Consider the following 19380-nt stretch of genomic DNA (forward strand, 5'->3'; position numbering starts at 1 on the left):
TTAAATTTATTATGGCAGTGGGTGATTCTTTCTTCAAGGAATTCTTTGCCCTTTTATTGAGCACAGCAGTGAGGTGGAAATTTATGAGACAGTTACTTTTTTAAATGCTCAACAAAATAGTCCCAAATTCTACGCCAAACATAAGCATTCATAAAATACAGAGAATGGTTCTCATTCGGAACTAACAGCATATCGAAATTTTTATCTGCCTTAATTAACGCATCAACCAATTGCAACATATTGGATGGATGGACGTTATCATCTAAATCGCCATGAATCAGAAATAGCTTTCCCTTAAGTTGAGCAGCCAAGGGATAGTTCGATTGCAGGGCATAATCTACATCGTTTGGTAAACCATGATACCGTTCACCCCAAAATGCCAAATAGCTTCGTAGATCTTGTAACCCAGAAACACAGACTCCTACCTGGTAAAACTCAGAATAATCCAACAAAGCGCGAGTTGCAGCATACCCGCCTGCTGATTGTCCGATAATCCCGACTCGCTTTATATCCATATAAGGATACTGCTTTGCCAGGCTTTTAATCACCGCAACATGATCTTCTAATCCCCCAGCGGTTTCTAAATGTTGGTAAGAATATTCATGAAATTTTTTAGAGCGCAAAGGGGTACCGCGCCCGTCCATGTTAACGACGATGAAACCTAATTCAGCCAAACTTTGCGGCCACCAGCACCCGTAGAAATATTCAGGAGGATCATAACAATAGGTTTTAGGCACACGTGTTAATTGTGGACCTGGATAGATGTCATCAATAATTGGGTATTTTTTCTTTGGGTCAAAATGGGTAGGAAAATACATGACCCCATAAATGTCTGTTTCCCCGTCTGCACCTTTGAGGCAAAAAGAGTTCGGTTGTTTGTATCCCAAGGCATGGAGCAGAGAAAAATCAGCTTTTTCCAATAGAGCAATTTCGTACCCATTCTTATCATATATTTTGGTGACTGGAATAGAGTCCATGGAAGAACAATAATCAATAAAATAGTCGCAAGAGGGTGAGAAAACAATGGAATGATCTGCAATTTCCGGGGTCAATAATTGCATCTCTTTCCCATCCAAGCGCGCTCGATATAAATAACGAAAATAGGGATCAACACCCGGTTCTTTGCCATTCCCTAAAAAATATACCCAGCGGTTTTTGGTATCAACATGAACGACTTTGCGAACCATCCATTCACCTTGGGTAACTGGATTTTTCACTTGCCCAGTTGATAAATCATATAAATAAAGGTGCGCCCAACCGTTATGCTCCGATAACCAAATAAATTCATATGTCTCTGCAAGTATTTGCGTGTAATTCTGCCACAAAATTAATTGACTGGGCTCAACATATCCTGAGGATTTTTCAGTGAGAATGATTCGATACTGTTCTGTTGTAACATCCAACTCACACAAAGAAAGTTGATGATTGCCCCGTTCTTCTTTTAAAAAAAAGATTTTTTTACTGTCCTCACTCCACCAAACATAGCCGGCTTCAATGGGGGATCCGACTAATGCAGGCAACAATGGGGGCATATCGATTTTACTCAGTTTCTGTTCAGTGACATCAATCAAACATAATTTGATTTCTGGGATCGCCTCGTCTCCTACAAAAGGAATATGCGCATCATAAACTTTAGGACGAAATGAACCGTCCTCCGGAACATGTTGCAGCAGTGCTAATTTTTTCACCAGCTGCTGATTGCATTGAAAAGTAATAATTTTTTGTGAATCGGGAGACCAGATAGCCATAGGCGGTAATGGGGTCTGCATCCGATGCAGCGTTAATGAGGTTAGATTCGTATCAGGAGAAACAGCATATGCATTCGTTGCGGTGCCGTCAGTTGTAAGTTGATACTCTTTATTTTCAGCAAATGAAAATAGAAATAAGTTATGCTCCTTACTATATATATCCCAATATTGATCTGGTGAACGAATTCTTGGCGCAATGGAAATGGGTAAAAGCCCCCAAAGCTCCATAATCGTGGGACATCGGGACATTGCAGCAGGTTTTTTTCTCTCTGGCACAAGCGAGAGCACCTGCGTCGTCCGATCATATTGAAAAATAAATTGCTCAATATGGAGTTGCAAAATATGTTCGTCAACAAAGCCAATTGTATTGATTGGCAAGGCAAAAGCCGTGATTTCCCGATTTAATTTTTCTGCAACGTTGCGCGCCAGCAATGAATGATCAAAAGCAGGTTCCTTCTTCTTGTTGTGCAGATTAAAAATAAGATATTCATAGCCTTGAATCGTATCATGTCGATAGCAAATCCGCTGTTCATCGGGTGACCACGCAATTGAAGGTTGAACGTTTTTTAGTAAAGCAACCACATTTTGCGGAAGAAATTTTTTTGCCTTCTCATAACGCTTTTCTCTCTCTTTCTCCATAAGCATCCCTATTACTTGTGACTTTGTTGCATTTTGGTGAGCATGTCATTTAAATCACTGTATACCCAAGCTTCCACAATTTGCTGATTATGATCCAAGCGGAAAATAGTAATGCCACTATAAAATACAGAGATATCTGTTGCAGGAATTCCTGAAAATTCATTACGATGGGTTCCATGTCCATGCCAGCGTGTCACCACTTTATCACCACTGACCATCAGATCATCAATAGAGTGTATTAGATCCGGGAAAGCGCGATACCATTGCAATAAGGCTTCTTTAAAATCCTGTAAATTGGCTGCTTGATCATAGCTAAAATGAATTGCAGTCTTTGCTGAAAAAAGCTCATCCGCCAATGCAGCATTTTGTTGATTCCACATCTCATCAAATACTCTTCTCACCGTCTTTTCTATTGCTGTAGTCATCTTCATTCGCTCCTTGATTCCTAGGACTTCACATGTCACGCTGCGGGATTCTGCGGAGTATTCGCTAATTGCTCGGCTTTATTTTTATATGCTTTAACTTCTTCAACTTGCTCAAACAACCGTTCATGTTTTTTTACTACAGTTGAATACAATCTGGAATTAAGTAACGCCGCAATATCAAAATCGGTAAGTCGCTCTCTTGATTTTTTATTTTCCAATGCAGCAATGAGTTTTTCTGCAGCCTTTATTTTATCTTCAACACTAAATCCAAATTTTAAGGTAATGAGATTCGTTTTATATTGCGCTGACTTTTCATTGACATGCATCCATTTTGGCAGGTTCCATTCCGCTCGACGTGTTTGACAATATTTTTTCAGATCGTCAATAAAATCATTGATTGCGTGATCATTATCGGATGAAGGAGCCTCTTTCTGAGCAGCCTTTTTATCAGTTATTTCTTTTCTTGGAGGAGGATTATTGAAAAGCTCTAAAAACTCTTGCAAATTATTTTCTTCTGCAAATTGACGTGCGGATTTTGATTCGTGTATATCTTCTATTTCGGGATCATCTCCATACTCCAATAGTAGCCTGGCAACCCCCAGCTGATTACTCTTGACTGCCAAAAGCAGAAGGCTGAAGTCTTCTTCAAATCCTTTAGGGTCCACACCATGATCAAATAGCGCCTTTAAACTTTCAATAAAACCTTTTTCTATCGCCGCTGCCATGGCCTTATTTTTTCCACTAGGGCGTTGAGAGGCCTTCCCTCCGTATTCAAGAATTAATTTTACAATGTTGTAATCGTTTAAGCTTATGGCATCTTCCATGGCACTGTCAATTATAGCGCCCACCCCCTTAGGACCTACAGGACGAGAATTAGGGTCTGCACCATTTTTTAAAAGCATTTCAATAATATGCAGGTCTTTCATTGCTATTGCTGCGCGCAGGGGGGTGTTAACACGATCATAAGGCATATTCAGATCAACGTTGTTCTTTATTAGTTCTTCTATTGCCTGTACTTTTCGATTCAAAATAGCCAAAATTAGAGGGGTCACCTTATCCGCTCTCGGCTTATTAATATCTGCTCCATGAGCAACCAGAGGAGTAATCACTTCAAAATCGTTGCCTGCAGCTGCAGCAGTCAGCCAAGTTCCCCCTTGAGAATCAGCCCAATTGGCTTTCTTTGCCATATCTTTCTGTGAGCGACTCTTTACTTCCTGCGCCCAATTGATTAGTTCTTGATTTAACTGTTCATTCTCAGACAATACAGAGACGTGGGTGTAAATCGCCGCAATGTCATTGGCAGAACAGCCCTTTATCACCGCTCGAGCAAGTTCATCATTTTCTGTGAACTTCTGAGCTGGAATCTTGTTCGCATCGATAAAGGTCCATTTATCACTTCTAGGATCAAAAGACACTGCAACAGCATGTTGTATTCCATAACCTGCTAAAGTCAAGCATATAGGCGTAGTTGGCTTTGGAATCATGGCATTAATTTTTTCTCTCAGAAGCCCAAAATAATCACTTGCCATATCTTCATATCGATAAGCACCGGATAAGGTGATTGGTACAGAAATTATTTCTCCTTGGTTTTCAATCTTTCGAGGGGTAATTAATTTAACAAAGCTATCTTGCTCGAGTGATTCTGTATCATTAAATAAATGAGGATAGAGATGGCGTTGTTGCGTCAATTCGATTCCATCCAAAAAAGCATGCGTATCAACAAGGAGATTGTTCGCCTGCAATTCATCTTCCAGTATCTTCTTGAGCAAGTTTTCTGTAGTTTCTTTTCCCTGCTGTGCGTTAAATTGAATTGTCGCAGCCTTTTTAAAATCATCAAGAGGAATATCTAATAAACGGTTAACTCTTTGCTCAAAAACATCGAATTCATCTGCAAAAATAGCTTGCATTGCCATATATGCATAGCCGTTACATATACCTCCCTCACTAGAGGTGTAACCTAATGCTTTCATTAAATCAATCAGTTGGCCATGCTTGCTAAGTAGTGGTGGTGCTTCCTCTTTTTCTTGCATAATAAAACTAAACAAAATAGAGAATAGTTAAAGTATAGCTTTTTTTTAAATTTTTATGATGCCACACCAGTCTTACGTAACATGTCGATAGCTGTTTATGCTGAACAGCTAAAAAAGGGGATTACTGTTCTCCGAATTCATTGCATCGATCCTCAATTAAATGTCGATATAATTTACGTTTGTTGATGTAGTTGAACACCACCAAAGGTTCCTCCTGCACTCCCGATGTAATTTAATGCTTTCATCAAATGAATCAGTAGCCATGTTGCTGGATGTTGTCTCAACATTTTTCTTTCATTGTTCAAAAACCGGAACGTAAAGATTATTTTGTGTATTTATGGGTCACAACTGGATCGGCTTAATGCAGTTGCAGCAAGGACCCCTACTGCAGCGATGCTGAGCGCCACAGCAGGTTTAAAAAAACTAAATTGATTTGTTTTTTTTCTTTCATCTGTTTTAAATTCCTGAAGCATAGTAGGTCCCTGTGGAGGGCTTGCATTCACAATCATTCCTGGACGTGCTTTAATTTTTACTTCGGAAAATGGTATGTTCCCCTTTTCTGCCCTCATGGTGTAATCACCGGGAGGGACGTTGATAAAAGCAACGCCGCCATCCAAAGAAGTCGCTTTTAATGTTTTGATAAAAGGATTGGTTTTGTGAATAATTGGAAAAATATCAAAATAAAAAGTTTTTGCCTCTACTTTAGGAAACAATGATACCGTAACACCCTCAACACCTTGGGGAATATCATCCATAGTGGTATTAGGCGGCGTTACCGTTGCCGCAATCTGACACGCTTGAGGATCTTCAGTTTCGCCCATTGCAAAAGAAAGAAATTTATATGCCATATTGGAAGGGACCTGAAATGAAATATTTTTTAGAAAATTCTCATTATTTATTCCTTCGGGGGGAACAATTAGGGTCGCTGTTTGTATCGTCTTATACCCAGTCCAAAAAGATCCGGGTTTTTCAAAAACCAAAGTAATAGGCGTTCCAACAGGCCACTCAATTGGTCCAAATTTCCCGGAGGAGTCCGTCTTAAATTTTAATTCCTTATTTTCCAGTACCGTAACCGTTGCATCCGCAATGGGCTGACCAGATATAAACGAACGAGCAAACCCATATATCAATGCTGTTGCCATAATAAGTTCCTTTTAAAAAATCATAAGGCAAAGAGCGCCCGATGAGGTTTCCGCGAATAATTTTCAACCCTTTAGACTCTAAATGGGTTCTGGCGAAAATAAAAATATTCAATTACATCAAATTGCTAGAAAAGTGATTACAGGGTTAATTTTTCCTTATAAAAATAACGCAAGATGATATAGATTAAAAGTGCAAAACCTTTGTACTATTAATTACTGGGTGTCAAGCTGCTTCTCATCACCATTGCACTGAGGTATAGTAATTTTAAACCATGTTCCTTCTTGAAAACATTGAGGAGACCTATCCTGCTCGCATGTATTGCTTATCGCTGGATCACCGCCCAACTTCCAACTCTTTGCTGCCTTACGGGCATGGGCCTATTTTTATTATCAATAACGTGTCATGCAGAAAGCACACATACTCCTTCCTTTGACTATATTGTGGATACAGATATTGGAGGAGACATTGATGATGTTTTTGCATTATTGCTTGCAATTAATAGCGAGCATAAGCCACTCGCTGTGACAGCAAATCATATTGAAGTTGAGGAAAAATCCCGTATTGCCAAACTGATTATGACGGAACAAGGCTATCCTTATATCCCTGTCTATGCAGGCATAGGAGTAAAAAGATCCGATCCTAAGACTCTATTCTTACAACAAAATCCTTTATGGCCGCCCTTTTATGGCTATCCTAATCCTGAAAAAGGGGAAAAAAGTTGGCATATAAAACAAGCCGTCGCTTATAAAGACTTCTATGGGGAAATTTTTAATAAACAGTTTATAGAGCAAGAGACTGCTCCAGCCTTTATTGCAAGAACTGCAAGGCATTATTCGGCCGAACATAAGCTTATTATCGTTGCATTAGGACCTTTACATAATATTCATGCAGCTCTTTTGCTCGATAACACGATTAAAGATAAGATCAAAATCTATGCAATGGGGGGAAATTATCCTAAAGGCTACAATTGGCTAATATCCCCTGAAATCACAGCAGCAGTCCTAAAAAATGTTGAAACAATTTATGTTGCAAGCGAACTTATAGAAAAGCACCATCTGTATATAACCCCAAAAGAATTCGATGATATTGAAATAAGCCTGCATTCACGACTGGGGAAGACCATTATAGAAGACTGGAAAAATTGGCATCAAATAGCTGCAAATCATAAAAAAAATACTTATTTGGCCGATCCAGTTACGTTGTATCTTGCACTGCATCCTGAAGAAATTACCCTATTAACCCCACAAAAAATTACATTTCCTTGCTTGGATGAAAAAGGAGTTTTAAAACAAGAATTTCAAGGCTTATGGTATTCCATGCCAGGTCTTGACGAGAAGCTTATTCAAATCTTGGACAAACCAATGAGCCCCATTCAAGCTGTATCCGAAATTGCAGCTCCGGACACTATAAAACAAGCAATTATGACCGCTATTTTAAGTTCAGACCGGAATTGAGTGCACGCGCATTTGATCTATTCCACACCTCCTTACTCATTGATGATGGAACAGAGTATCACAAGATAGAATTAAAAAGAGTTAAGAAATTGACCATTGACAAAGATATGGAAAAAGTTGAATCTGAGTTATAAATTTGCCGATTTACCGTCTTTGTATCTTAAAAACTTACTTGGAACTAAGTCACTATGGTCACTTTTAAAAAAATAATCTTCTTCTTTTTATATTTCCTCTTAAGTATCACTTCCTATAGCCAACCACTGAAAAATGACCTGGAAATGCTGGTTAATTATAATTATCTGGGGGCATTTTCTAAAGAGGTAGCGCAGAAGACATTAAAAAAAATGCCACCGCTTGATGTGCTCGAAGCAAATTATGATGTGGATCTTTATAAAATCAGCTATAAAACCCCAGCCCCTGATGGCCAGATGACTATTGCTTCTGGACTGGTAGCTGTACCTCATGGAACAAATAAGATAGGAATTGTCAGTTATCAGCATGGTACTCGCTTCAAGCATGAGGATGCTCCCTCCAGGATAAAAGAGGGCGATTATGTATATCCCGCTTTGTTTGCCAATCATGGCGGTTATCTGACGGTAATGCCCGATTACCTTGGATTGGGGGATAATGAATTACCTCTGCATCCTTATGTACAATATGAAACACTGGCCAGCAGCAGCGTGAATATGCTTTTGGCTGCCAAAGAGCTTGCCGCAATAATAAAAATCGAACTCAATGACCAACTATATATTGGCGGTTACTCTGAAGGAGGATTCTCCTCCTTGGTGATGTTTGAGCTCCTTGCCCAAAAGTATCCACACATACCGGTTACTGCAGTTGCTTTAGGCTCTGCGCCATATGACTGGGATGAAACGATGAAATTTATTATGCTGGATCCGGGACCACGGGCTACTGCGTATTTGGCGTATTTTTTCTATTCACTGCAAACCTATAAAAATTATTGGCCTAATTTGAATCAAATCTTTATCAGTCCTTACAATACCCTCATTCCAGAGTTATTTGATGGGTTCCATTCCACCAAAGAAATACTTGAGGGGCTGCCTCAAAATCCGGCATTAATTTTTCAACCGGAATTTTTTAATGCCATCTTAAATCATACAGACAGCAACTCAGAGAAATTGAAGCACTATTTCAATCATTATGATTTTTCCCCCACAGCACCATTATTGCTTGTTGGCACAAAAGGGGATAGAGATGTTCCTTACCATGGGGCAGAAATTGCTTATGAGCAATTTACAAAATACAGTAGTGCGGTCTTTATTCAATCAGTCAGCGACACACTGGATCATCGGGATGCGGGGCCGTATGTCTTTTATAAAATGCTGCAATTTTTTAAACGTAAAACGTACCTGCTGAATAAGAAACATCTGTTAGGGCCCCGGAATCAATGGGGCAATCTGAACCCTTAGCAATCCTCAAAAATTTTTACTCTACATACCGCGCTTTAGGCGCGGTACGTAGAGAGAATTTTTAATTAAACTGAACAATATTTCAGCTCAATCTCCCCAAGCATCTGTTAATTTCTTCCTGCCATGACGCCCCCATCGACATTGATGATCTCTCCAGTAATCCAGCTTGCTTTATCTGACAAAAGAAATTCAATAGCGTTCGTGACATCTGTTGTTTTACCTACCCTGCCAATGGGATGAAACTCATTAAAACCCTGTAGTGATGCTTCAATTTTATCTTCGGGTATAAATGACTTATAGATGGGGGTTACTACTACTGCAGGCGCTACGGCATTCACTCTTATGTTGTATTCTGCAAGCTCCATGGCTAAATGCTGAGTTAATGAATGAAGTCCAGCTTTTTGCATGGAATAAGCCGAAGAAGGAGTGGCTTTCACCGCTTGATTTGCCCACATGGATCCAATATTAACTATTGAACCCCCTCCATTTTGTTTCATCTTTGCTGCAACAGCCTGAGTAATAAAAAAGAAAGCTTTGTTGAGATTAACTTGCCGATCATAATCTCCTTCAGTATGGTCTAAAAAGCTTATGGGTTTAAAATAGCCAGCAGCATTAACCAGATATTTTATTTTGCGTACTTCATTCTTTATTTTCATAATACATTGTGACACATAGTCTTTATCATAAAGATCACCCACTAAATACTCTATTTTGCCTCCTCCATTTTGCATTATTTCGTCGACTGCATATTTCAGTTTTTGTTCATCCCTTCCTGTAATTAAGAGATCGAAGCCACCTGATGCAAGTTTTTTTGCTGTTTCCAGTCCCATTCCACTGGATCCACCTACAATAATCGCTAAATTTTGATTGAACATGTTCCCCACCTTTTTAGTTTATAACAATTTGTTCCGTGGAGTATGTGCATTATATAATTCTAAAAAAAGTAAGTACTTAATGGTACACTAGGTACTTATTGGTACACATTATTGAATTATTTGAAGAAAAAATTGAAGCAAAAAATACCCCTAAAAACAGCAACAATGGTTGAAACAATTTACGGGTGTAAGTGGTCTCTTACCATTTATGCTCTTTTGCGAGAAGGAATTAACCGCCCCGGAGAAATGGTGCGCAGCATAGACGGCCTCACCACAAAAGTTTTGAACCAATGCCTCAGAAAAAATATTGAATTCGGTATTCTTGACAGGAAAACGTTTCATGAAATTCCGCCCCGTGTTGAGTATTTTGTTACCCCATTTGGAGAAAAATTTTTAAAAATTCTTGATGAAATCGAAGAATTGAATCGTTCTATTGACCCAGACCCCAGTCATTAAATTTATTCTAACTTACAGGAGACTGGGCCATTATCCAGTTGCAATTGATTACCACCAAAATCTGCCATATATTGGCCCTCATATGTTCGATTTTGTTTGTTTAATTGCGCAGAAATAAAAATTCGCGGGCGATCTTTTTCATCTTGGTCCATAGCGACCAGCAGTAAATTTCCTGTGCGCATACTAAATCGGGTCACAGTTGCTGGATAATCAAAATCAACTGCAGGTAAATCACCGATTTTATTGGGGACTGCAAAAGAAATAGTACCTTCTAACCCTTTCATGTGACACACAACTGATTTTTGCACAGCAGATGCTGCTGCAGATCCAATTAGAATCAATGATAACGATAACATGAGACGTTGCATAGGAATCAACTCCTATAATATTTTGAAAGCGCTACCTTTTTGAAAATAAATAATAACTGAATCAATACGAATTCACCAGATCCTTTCATGAGGTTCTTTTTAGGCAAAAATTTCGGTGAGTAATTGGGGGGGAATACGCGTATTTTTTGCCAATCGTATCAAAAATACGATTGGTGAGTTTTTATTATATAAATTAGGAATTACTTGAAAAACCCATCTTCATTTTTTCCAAAACTATTTCATTTTCTTTGGTCCACTGTTTCTGTTTAAATAAGGTTATTCCTGTTATAAAAATAGAAATACGTTCTGAATTCTTTTGCTCCGGTGATGGTGCCACTTCTTCTTCAAGTTTAAATTCTTGTTTAATTGCTTCGACTAAGCTTGCAAGATATTTTTTATCAGAGTTATCTTTATTATCAATTCCTTTATTATAAAAAGCTAAACGCCCCTTAAAAAACGATTGAATATCACTGAAATCACAACCAAATAGCAAAGGGCTTTTTGTTTCAAATAGTTTACGCATCATTTCAATTTCATAGATATACGCATTGGTCTCTGTATTAGCAATTTTTGCTGCAACATTAAAAGCATGTCCTCCCTCATGAATAATCGCACCGATCACATCAATTGTTTTTTGTTCAAAAAAAGTTGTCTTTAAAGCAATGGTTTGATTCATGACCCAATTTTTATGGAGGTGTCCTAACAGTTTGTAAGTACTTTGGTTGACAAAAATCGCGGGATTACCCTGGACCCCCAAGAAATCATGCGGTGGTTTTAAAACATCAATTTGAATTTGCGGCATCGAAGCAGTTTTACCGTTATTGAGCCCGCTCCAACCCATTTCACGACATTCTTCTATAAGTAACCTGATGTGATAACTTGATATCATGATATTCTCCTTGCTTACATATTAATAGAACACAGCAAATAGTGACCAAAATGACTAATAGTTACAAAATGATTATTGCGAATTGATATTCGCCAGTCAATACATTTCATGATCATTTAGTTTATATTTGATGTATGTTGTTAAAAACCATCGAAGAAGTATCGAAAAGTACGCACGACTTAAAAATTTTGACACGTTGATTATTGAAAGTACTCGGGTGACATTTGAAGAGTGCTTACGCCTGTTTTGGCCTGATTACAGCTCTATGAGGAGGTAGGACAAAAAAATGCCCCTCCCATAAAAAAGTTTTCTATGATTATCATGTGCTGATCAAGCACCACATCAACTCTTACCCATCCCTTTTTGTTGTATTTTTTCCAGAGCCGCTGCATCAGGCAACACTTCATAAAGAGAAAAATAATCTCGAGTAATAGGATCGCGTCGTAATTCAGGGCGTTGGGGGTGTCGTTCTTGTATGGCGAGAATTTCAGTTAAATCATAAAGCTCATTCCCGACCCCTGCTTCCAAACGTGAATTAGGTAATCGCACTGGAATTCTGGGCACGCTAAAACCAATAGGAGAGCGCATAGAGTTACCAAATATTGCTGTGTTGAGTGTTTGGAGCAAACCAGCATCAGCATGAGGCGTACAACAGTGAACAATATGGTCCTGCATTGTGTCATTAAATCGATTCCAGCGTAACTTTATTTCCTCAGGAATTACATTCCATATTTTTTGGTCCACTTTTGCGGAACCGGAAGTTAATCCAAGGACTTGGGCAAATTTTGCGATATTTACATTAGAAATTTTTATGCAGGGAATCGTTGCTTTCTTACCGTCAATTTCAGCTTTTATCACTGCGTCCTTCAGTTCAAACGCCCCTTTTTCAGCTGCCTTATGAAAAAAAGCTAAAAATAACTCAACCCTTTCTTTTCTATGTGCAATAGGAGGATTTTGAGTGCTTTCACGAATAACAATCTCCGATCCTAACCGCATCACTCGATAATGCTGGGCGCAATTTATCATCTCTAATATTTTATTAGTTACCCATTCAACAAGCTTCGCACCTTTTCGCTCTTTTTCTTCACGTTCACTTCTCATTTGCATGATTAATTCTCACAAGGATCTATTGGGAATTGAATTATAACAACAAGATTATTATTTGGACATCAATCGGATTATTAGAGGGTATCAGTTTAATGGATAAAGATTAAGTTATTCCGTTTAAAGAACATGGCCCCCATCAACTGCAATGATTTTTCCTGTGATCCAATTGGCTTTTTCTGAGGCAAGGAATAAAACCATATGTGCAATGTCATCAGGTGTTCCTGGTCTTTGCAAGGGAATATTGTTCACATAATATTGCCACAATTCCGGATTACTGGAAGCCGTGTCTTCATTCATTCCTGCCTCAATAACACCGGGCGCAATCGTATTCACGCGAATGCCGTACTGTGCTAAATCCAAGGCCGCATGCTTTGACCATTTATTTAGTGCCGCCTTCGAAGCGCCATAACCAATTCCCTTGGCCATTGTCATGATGCCACTGATTGAAGAAATATTTAAAATACACCCCTTATTTTCCCTTTCCATCATATTCTTGGCACATAATTGGGTTAAATAAAGTGGGGAAACGGCATTAACCTGAAAGACATGCTGCATTTTTTCTGGAGGCAATTCAAATATCGTTTCCCGGCAAAGCATTCCTGCATTATTAACTAACGTGTCCACGCAGCCTAAATATTCTATCGCTTGCTCAGCAAAAGTTGCCACATGTTCCATTTTGGAGAAATCTGCATAAAATGCTTTTGCGTTCCTCCCCATTGCTTTAATCGCTTGAACCGTTTCCTCCGCGCCTTTTGCGTCACTGCGGTAGCTAATAACAACATCTGCGCCTTGCTCAGCAAAAGATATGGCTATTCTTTGACCAATACTGCGGTTAGCGCCCGTAACAATGACCTTTTTCTCTTTAAAATCCATGTCAATCCTTAAAAATATTTAGTTAAAATCTTTTTTTATCATTCGTGTAGTTGAGAGCAGTGAAGCAAACCACAGCACCTTGTTCCAATTTTTTTATCATCACCATAAAATAAACACAATAATTGAAAAACTCAATTTTCTTTGCGCCAATCCTATTCATCGTACTGGAACAAATAAAGAAAATTTTTTACTGCGCTGATGATTAATTTCTTTTAATAATAAAACGTTATCGAAAAAATTTAACATCTTGACACCGAACCTGCCCCCCTGTAGAAATTAAACCATCAATAAAGGACTAAATAAGGAGAAGGTTTTATGGAAGGAAAACTGGAGCTCTACCAGCAAGAAATTAAAACTGCAACTCAGCCAATTTTTGCCCGCCTGGAGCACTATCGTAAGGCCATGTTTGACATAAGAAAATTATTGATGAACTATTTTTTTAATCCAGGGCGAACACAAAGTCTCACTGAAGTTGCCCAAGGGGAACAACTCGTTTTTAGCTTTAACATGGTTCAGGAGGCCATGGAAAAATGTTTGGTCGATGAGCATCAATTAGTAGAAACTGCTCAAGCAATGCTCGAGTCAGAAAAAAATCCAAGTCTTGTAGCAGCTTTCGATAGGAATGTTTTCCAAAGCGGCTTACCGCTGGAATTTCGCGAACAAGAAGGCTTGTATCTCTTTAAACCAGAGAAACCCTACACACCTATGGCGCAAGTTTTTATGCGTCAATTTGCTTATGCACTGGGTGCTTATCGTGTGTGTCTGGGCATTTGTGAGACCTATTTTGCTCTCTACAATCACGCAGGAACATCCACCAAGCAGCTGCAGAATTATATTGACTCAGCGAATGATTTAAAACAACACATTACGGAAGAATCCGATTTAATTGCTTTACATAAACAGGCAAAAACAATAGAAAATGAAATCATAGCCTTGCTGCGAACTGAGAAAGTACATGAAGGTTTATCTCAATTTAAGCGTGATATTGACGCGCTCAAAATAAAATTAATTGCCGTACTGGAAGCCGGAGCAGTTCATTTACAAAGCTGTTATACAGAATTTCCTAACGATGCCATATTATGGATGCTGCATGATCGAAGCTGGCACGCATTAGTCAAAACTCTTTCGGGCTTACTCTACACGCACTATAACTATTCTACTCTATATAGTACATTGGAAATTAATAAAGAAGTTATTGGAGCAATAAAAAAAGAAATAGAACATTTTGATACCGTCGTATGTGCAAAAGAACCCTTGCTTAAAATTGAATTATTAAGAAAAGCAGCAAAACTGATTAGTGAAGCAAAAATTGATGTACTCGCAAAGCTTGCCGAGAATGAAATCGAATTGATTGAAGCACCTAAAATGGGTATGTTCCCCCCCCCCCCAACCCATAGTATTTATGGACTTATACTCGCCTATCAACAAAGACAATTGGCGCTTGTGAATACATTTGGAGCTGATGTTGATGAGGATGAAAAAGAAGAGTTTAAACAAAGCACTCATGATCTGTAAAAATGACTATCTATCACAAATCATAATTGTTATGCTAATTTAAGGGGAAAATGCCATAACTTTATGGTAAACAACAATTTTTTTAAGGAACAATATGTTAAGGAAAACAAAATTACTCGGTATTGTGTCTTTATTGTTAGCCAATCCTTGTTTTTCAGGGTTTTACGTTGGTGTAGGAGTTGGACCTGAAGGCGCTCATTTTATGCAACGATCTCATGTAACGAGGCTAGGAGCGATTTCCAATACAGCAGGCGAAGGAGCTTTCAATGTTTATGATACAGAGCATTTCTCCGGGACAGGAGAGTTCGGAACTTTATTTGGTGGTTACAGTTTAAGATATAGAAATTTTTATCTGGGAGCAGAAGCCAACGCCAATATAAGCTCAGTTAAATATACCCTGGTTAACGACGAACTCATACACAGCAATTTTCTCAAAACTACTTTTTCAATCCCAAATAGCGAAGGTATCGGCATATTGCCTGGATACTTTTTCTCAGACTCTTTTTGGGCCTATGGACGAGTGGGTTATGCAAATGGGCAGGTAAAAATTAGGGAATCCGATCCAACGGTTAGGAGTTCTACATCAAACCGCAACGGTATTCGCTATGGTGCTGGAGTTCGTTATAATCTGTTGGATCCGCACTGGACCTTGATGATGGATTACAGCCAAATCAATTACACCAAGATAAAAAGTCATGTGTTTGAGCCTAATGGCGGAGTAACCAAGATTGCCCACATTTATCCCAATACTGCACAAGTCGCTTTTGGATTAATCTTTAATTTTGATACTCCTAAACAAGCCTTTGTTAAATAACGTAAGGAGACTCATAATGAGTCTCCTTATCCCCTATTTCTGGATGGGAAACAAACGGTTTATTTTTCTGTAACTAGAAAACAATTGAATAAGCGAAAGCCAGAGCAATCGTATATCCCAATATCAACAGAACTTTCTGGGCTGCCTTAATGGATACGCCAAAGAAAACTAAAATCAAATGGATCAAAAATAATGCGTAAAGAACGTATTCATTAATTCTTTCCGCTGCAGAAAAAGAGTAATTCCTAAGGAACCCATCAGGAAAGGCATTCAAACGCATAACAATTGTTGCCATAAGAATAATTAAAAAAAATAAATATAACACAATGAGATAAGTGATAAAAAAAATGGGGATCTTAAATTCTGCAACCTCCTCTTCTTTATCTAAATTTTTAATAAAAATCAAAGCAATTAAAGAAACAATAATCCCGATAAAATTAAAGCGAACAAATGGGGAAGTGAGTAAAGGAAAAAAATTCACCTGGGTTAACAAGGACCATTTATACTCAGCGATTAATACGATGAATACAAGTGGAAAAAAGAATGCTGCCTTCAATAAGATAGGAGATTGGTTGTTTGTCTTACATGAATGAAATAAGGAATCTGTATATTTAATATTGAGAAAAACAGTCCATACAAATGAGGTAACAAAAGTCAAAAAAAATGCAGTAACAAGAAATAATAGTGTAATAGGACTCAGTAAAATGGATATAAGATTTTCGTGCATTATATTTCTAGAAAAATTATTGGATATTCATAATTATAGAATGCAAATCAAACTCCTTTGTTAATTAATAAATATTTAAACCTGTTTTAACTCCATCCGGAGGAGTCCATTCAAATCGATCAAAATACAATCATCTATAATATAAAAACATCTTGCTGGTTTTATTTTGATCATGAAAGAGAAAATTGGGAACATTGCTAACCGCCTCGATGCATTAGGCATTAAGCAGCTAAAGCCATTACCTCAAGAAGATGCTCATGCCTTAATGCAGTGGGCAGCCTGCATTGATCATTTAAATCATGCAGCATATGAAGCAATTGAAGCGCAATACTCACAATTTAACCCTAATGCATCGAAAGATGAGCAAATTATTTTTTATAAAAGAATTTTGGCAATAAAAAATATTTTGCGAGAATTGCAAGTAGTTCATAACGATTTAACCAAGAGTTTACAAGAAAATTCAGCACTTTATATTCCTGATGAAGCAACTATCTCCTTAAACGCAAAATATATTCTTCCTGAATTAAAAGCAAAGGAACCTAAAGAAATTGTGCGGGCCAACTTTTATCAACTGCTAGAAAATATAAGTAAAAATAATTCACTTAGCAAAGAGGAGTTTAATTACATTACCTCGCTCCTAATGCAAATTGCCTCCAGACCCCAAGGGATGCAATTGATTGTAAAACTAAATTATCTGCTCACAACCAAAAACGCCCAGTTAATCTTAAAACCCAGCAATAATTTTGAATGTTCCTTGATACAGGAAGGCCGTGCAGCAACGAGTCCAAATTATACCCGCAAATCAATAACGCCAGAGGAAGATTTTAAAACCCTTTTTAAAAGAGAGGTGCTTCGTGGGGCTGGCGCTAAAAGGATTCCTATTGGTGTGGATTATCGCTTTAACGATAAAATATCTTCTGTGGATTTAGATGCCTATGCCTCTGCTGGACATGGATTAACTGATGGCGGTCCTGCATTTATTTTATTAGCGCATGAACTCATTCATGGTTTGCATAATCTTACCGGTAAAGCACTATATAATTTCAGTCCTTTTTTCCAAGGGCCAAAATATGAAGATGATCCAATGATGCAACTCTTATATCCGAAAAATTCCGGATTTAGTCTTGGTCCATCAGCTGAAGAATATTGGACCATAGAAGGTGGCAGTCTATGCGAAAATAGCATCCGCCATGAACATGGTTTTTTTAAGAGGACAGGGCATGTCAGTGCTGAACCAGGGGGACGTGCTCTTATCGATCTCTATTACATTGGATTAGCTCGAAGTTATGAGCAGTCGGATTTGCTAACATTCGTAAATCATTTCGAGAACACACAAACAAAGCCAGATGCCACAGAAGACGATAAAGTAGTAGAGAGGCTTTTGCTACTTGAAAAATATAATTATTTTAGCTATTCCTTAACTGATCTCGTTGAATTATGCGAATACCTTTCCCCTATCCAACTAAAAAGAATAGGGCAACTTATCCAAAAATTGAGCGCCCCAGAAAATCCAGAACAGACTCTACAGGAGTTTTTAATGACGTCCCCTCCTAAAAGTGCGCAGTTATTGATGGCTATTTCAAAGAGTAAAGAAATAAATTATGACGAAGAAATAGATTCAGATACACTTGAAAAGGCATTACCTAACATTCAAAAGCTTAATGAACTATTCAAAAGCTCCGGATTCCCGGATGAACTCGTCAGCGCATTTAGTGATTTTGCAGAAAATATGGAAACAAAATCCTCTAAATCCAATAGCTTTTCCGCCTAACAATTAAAAGAAGAACTCTTTTCTTGTTATTTTGATTGCCCCTGCGACCCCAAAAGTTTCAAAATCCCAGAAGGGGACTTTGGTTTTTTTCTATTAATTATTCATCTCGGTTAAAAAGTAAAGAATTGGGAGAGATCAATATATTCGTTTCAGGAAGCTATAATAAGAATAATAAGTCAATATGTTTTAAATTGGACGTCACGATGAAAGTCTTCAATAACATGAAAATGTATACTTCTTATTTAGGAGGCCTCTACCCGCATATTTTTGGGAATACTCCCATCTCTACCTGGGGTTATTTCTATTATGATTTGAACGGGCGTTGTCTGCAATTGATGTCTGATAAGTGGCTGCTCGATGTTTTCTTTAAAAATGATTTATTTGCCACTCAAATTATCGCTAATATTACTACAACTCCGGAAAGTTTATATGCTTCAGATGTTATTAATGATGAGCTACTCCCTTATTCAATCAAAGAAATTTTAATTGACCATAAATATGCTTATTTTTTCGATATCGTCCATAAAAATGAGAATTACACAGAAATCTATACATTTGCATCGATTACCGATTCGCATCGATCTAATAATTTTACTCTTAACAACGTAGATATTTTAAAAGTCATCAGCCAAGACCTAGCCACTCGATGCAGACGATTATTAACCAAAGAAAATATTCTAATATTGCCTAATGACTTAATCATTGAGATGAATTCGCTTGCAGAATCCCATTGTTCAAGGAATTCTTTAAATTTGAAGGAATTTATTTTGGCACAAAAAGAAACAAAATTGAATGAAATGGTAAATGATACAGTTTTTGATTTTAATACGTTACCTTTTAACTTTATGTCATCAAAACAACTAACCTTGAAAGAAAAAGAGATTATTTATCTTTACTATCATGGTTTTAAGGTACAGCGTATTGCTGATATTTTGGAAATATCAAAACGCACCGTTGATAAGCATTTCGAAAATATCAAGAAAAAACTTGTGTGTGAAAGTACAGGCCAGATCATTCCTACTTTATTACGATCTAATATTTCTATAAATCAATTTATTCAAAAATCTTAAGTTATCCGACATGAGCTAATGCTCCGAGTGTTTTATTTTTACCACC

General features: G+C 37.8%; 17 protein-coding genes. 7 read left to right on the plus strand and 10 right to left on the minus strand.

From position 1 onward, the window contains the following. Positions 1-92: 92 nt before the first annotated feature. From FOLKNPGA_RS15970 to FOLKNPGA_RS15985, 4 genes are all read right to left on the minus strand, one after another. On the minus strand, positions 93-2387 hold the full coding sequence (locus tag FOLKNPGA_RS15970; RefSeq protein ID WP_182350815.1) for a DPP IV N-terminal domain-containing protein: 2295 nt from the start codon (positions 2385-2387) through the stop codon (positions 93-95). An 11-nt stretch (positions 2388-2398) separates the two neighbouring features. Next, positions 2399-2812: an ester cyclase gene (locus tag FOLKNPGA_RS15975; RefSeq protein WP_182350816.1), complete on the minus strand. Its 414-nt coding sequence runs from the start codon at positions 2810-2812 to the stop codon at positions 2399-2401. A gap of 35 nt (positions 2813-2847) precedes the next feature. Then, entirely contained in the window at positions 2848-4842 is a 1995-nt protein-coding gene (locus tag FOLKNPGA_RS15980; RefSeq protein ID WP_182350817.1) for an ankyrin repeat domain-containing protein, read from the minus strand. 335 nt (positions 4843-5177) lie between these two features. Then, entirely contained in the window at positions 5178-5984 is an 807-nt protein-coding gene (locus FOLKNPGA_RS15985) for a carboxypeptidase-like regulatory domain-containing protein (RefSeq protein WP_182350818.1), read from the minus strand. 282 nt (positions 5985-6266) lie between these two features. On the opposite strand from FOLKNPGA_RS15985, the gene FOLKNPGA_RS15990 reads away from it, so the two are divergent. Together FOLKNPGA_RS15990 and FOLKNPGA_RS15995 are read left to right on the plus strand one after the other, a co-directional pair. After that, on the plus strand, positions 6267-7439 hold the full coding sequence (locus FOLKNPGA_RS15990; RefSeq protein WP_182350819.1) for a nucleoside hydrolase: 1173 nt from the start codon (positions 6267-6269) through the stop codon (positions 7437-7439). A gap of 188 nt (positions 7440-7627) precedes the next feature. Next, positions 7628-8869: a S9 family peptidase gene (locus FOLKNPGA_RS15995; protein WP_232890113.1), complete on the plus strand. Its 1242-nt coding sequence runs from the start codon at positions 7628-7630 to the stop codon at positions 8867-8869. Between the two features lie 107 nt (positions 8870-8976). Here the strand turns inward: FOLKNPGA_RS15995 and FOLKNPGA_RS16000 are convergent, their stop codons facing one another. After that, positions 8977-9744, minus strand: a complete 768-nt coding sequence (locus FOLKNPGA_RS16000) for an SDR family NAD(P)-dependent oxidoreductase (protein ID WP_182350820.1) — start codon at positions 9742-9744, stop codon at positions 8977-8979. 132 nt (positions 9745-9876) lie between these two features. Here FOLKNPGA_RS16000 and FOLKNPGA_RS16005 point away from each other — a divergent pair, with 132 nt between their 5' ends. Further along, positions 9877-10200, plus strand: a complete 324-nt coding sequence (locus FOLKNPGA_RS16005) for a helix-turn-helix domain-containing protein (protein WP_232890114.1) — start codon at positions 9877-9879, stop codon at positions 10198-10200. A 2-nt stretch (positions 10201-10202) separates the two neighbouring features. Here the strand turns inward: FOLKNPGA_RS16005 and FOLKNPGA_RS16010 are convergent, their stop codons facing one another. The 4 genes from FOLKNPGA_RS16010 to FOLKNPGA_RS16025 form a co-directional block, all read right to left on the minus strand. Further along, positions 10203-10568, minus strand: coding sequence for a hypothetical protein (locus FOLKNPGA_RS16010; RefSeq protein WP_182350821.1), 366 nt, complete (start codon positions 10566-10568; stop codon positions 10203-10205). A gap of 193 nt (positions 10569-10761) precedes the next feature. Then, a complete protein-coding gene (locus FOLKNPGA_RS16015) occupies positions 10762-11457 on the minus strand; it encodes a hypothetical protein (RefSeq protein ID WP_182350822.1) in 696 nt (231 codons plus the stop codon). A gap of 342 nt (positions 11458-11799) precedes the next feature. Further along, a complete protein-coding gene (locus tag FOLKNPGA_RS16020) occupies positions 11800-12564 on the minus strand; it encodes a hypothetical protein (RefSeq protein ID WP_182350823.1) in 765 nt (254 codons plus the stop codon). A gap of 117 nt (positions 12565-12681) precedes the next feature. Beyond that, on the minus strand, positions 12682-13437 hold the full coding sequence (locus FOLKNPGA_RS16025; protein WP_182350824.1) for an SDR family NAD(P)-dependent oxidoreductase: 756 nt from the start codon (positions 13435-13437) through the stop codon (positions 12682-12684). Between the two features lie 315 nt (positions 13438-13752). Here FOLKNPGA_RS16025 and FOLKNPGA_RS16030 point away from each other — a divergent pair, with 315 nt between their 5' ends. Together FOLKNPGA_RS16030 and FOLKNPGA_RS16035 are read left to right on the plus strand one after the other, a co-directional pair. After that, positions 13753-14952, plus strand: coding sequence for a hypothetical protein (locus tag FOLKNPGA_RS16030; protein ID WP_182350825.1), 1200 nt, complete (start codon positions 13753-13755; stop codon positions 14950-14952). 94 nt (positions 14953-15046) lie between these two features. Further along, positions 15047-15766, plus strand: a complete 720-nt coding sequence (locus FOLKNPGA_RS16035) for an outer membrane protein (RefSeq protein WP_182350826.1) — start codon at positions 15047-15049, stop codon at positions 15764-15766. Between the two features lie 73 nt (positions 15767-15839). Here the strand turns inward: FOLKNPGA_RS16035 and FOLKNPGA_RS16040 are convergent, their stop codons facing one another. Next, positions 15840-16493 (minus strand): hypothetical protein, encoded by a 654-nt coding sequence (locus tag FOLKNPGA_RS16040; RefSeq protein ID WP_182350827.1) that lies wholly within the window; start codon positions 16491-16493, stop codon positions 15840-15842. 172 nt (positions 16494-16665) lie between these two features. On the opposite strand from FOLKNPGA_RS16040, the gene FOLKNPGA_RS16045 reads away from it, so the two are divergent. Then, positions 16666-18264, plus strand: coding sequence for a hypothetical protein (locus FOLKNPGA_RS16045; RefSeq protein WP_182350828.1), 1599 nt, complete (start codon positions 16666-16668; stop codon positions 18262-18264). Positions 18265-18467: 203 nt separating this feature from the next. Beyond that, complete coding sequence (locus tag FOLKNPGA_RS16050) at positions 18468-19334, plus strand: LuxR C-terminal-related transcriptional regulator (RefSeq protein WP_182350829.1); 867 nt, start codon at positions 18468-18470, stop codon at positions 19332-19334. The last annotated feature ends 46 nt before the right edge of the window (positions 19335-19380 follow it).

This window comes from Legionella sp. PC1000 (assembly GCF_014109805.1).
GTDB classification, from domain to species: Bacteria; Pseudomonadota; Gammaproteobacteria; order Legionellales; family Legionellaceae; genus Legionella; species Legionella resiliens.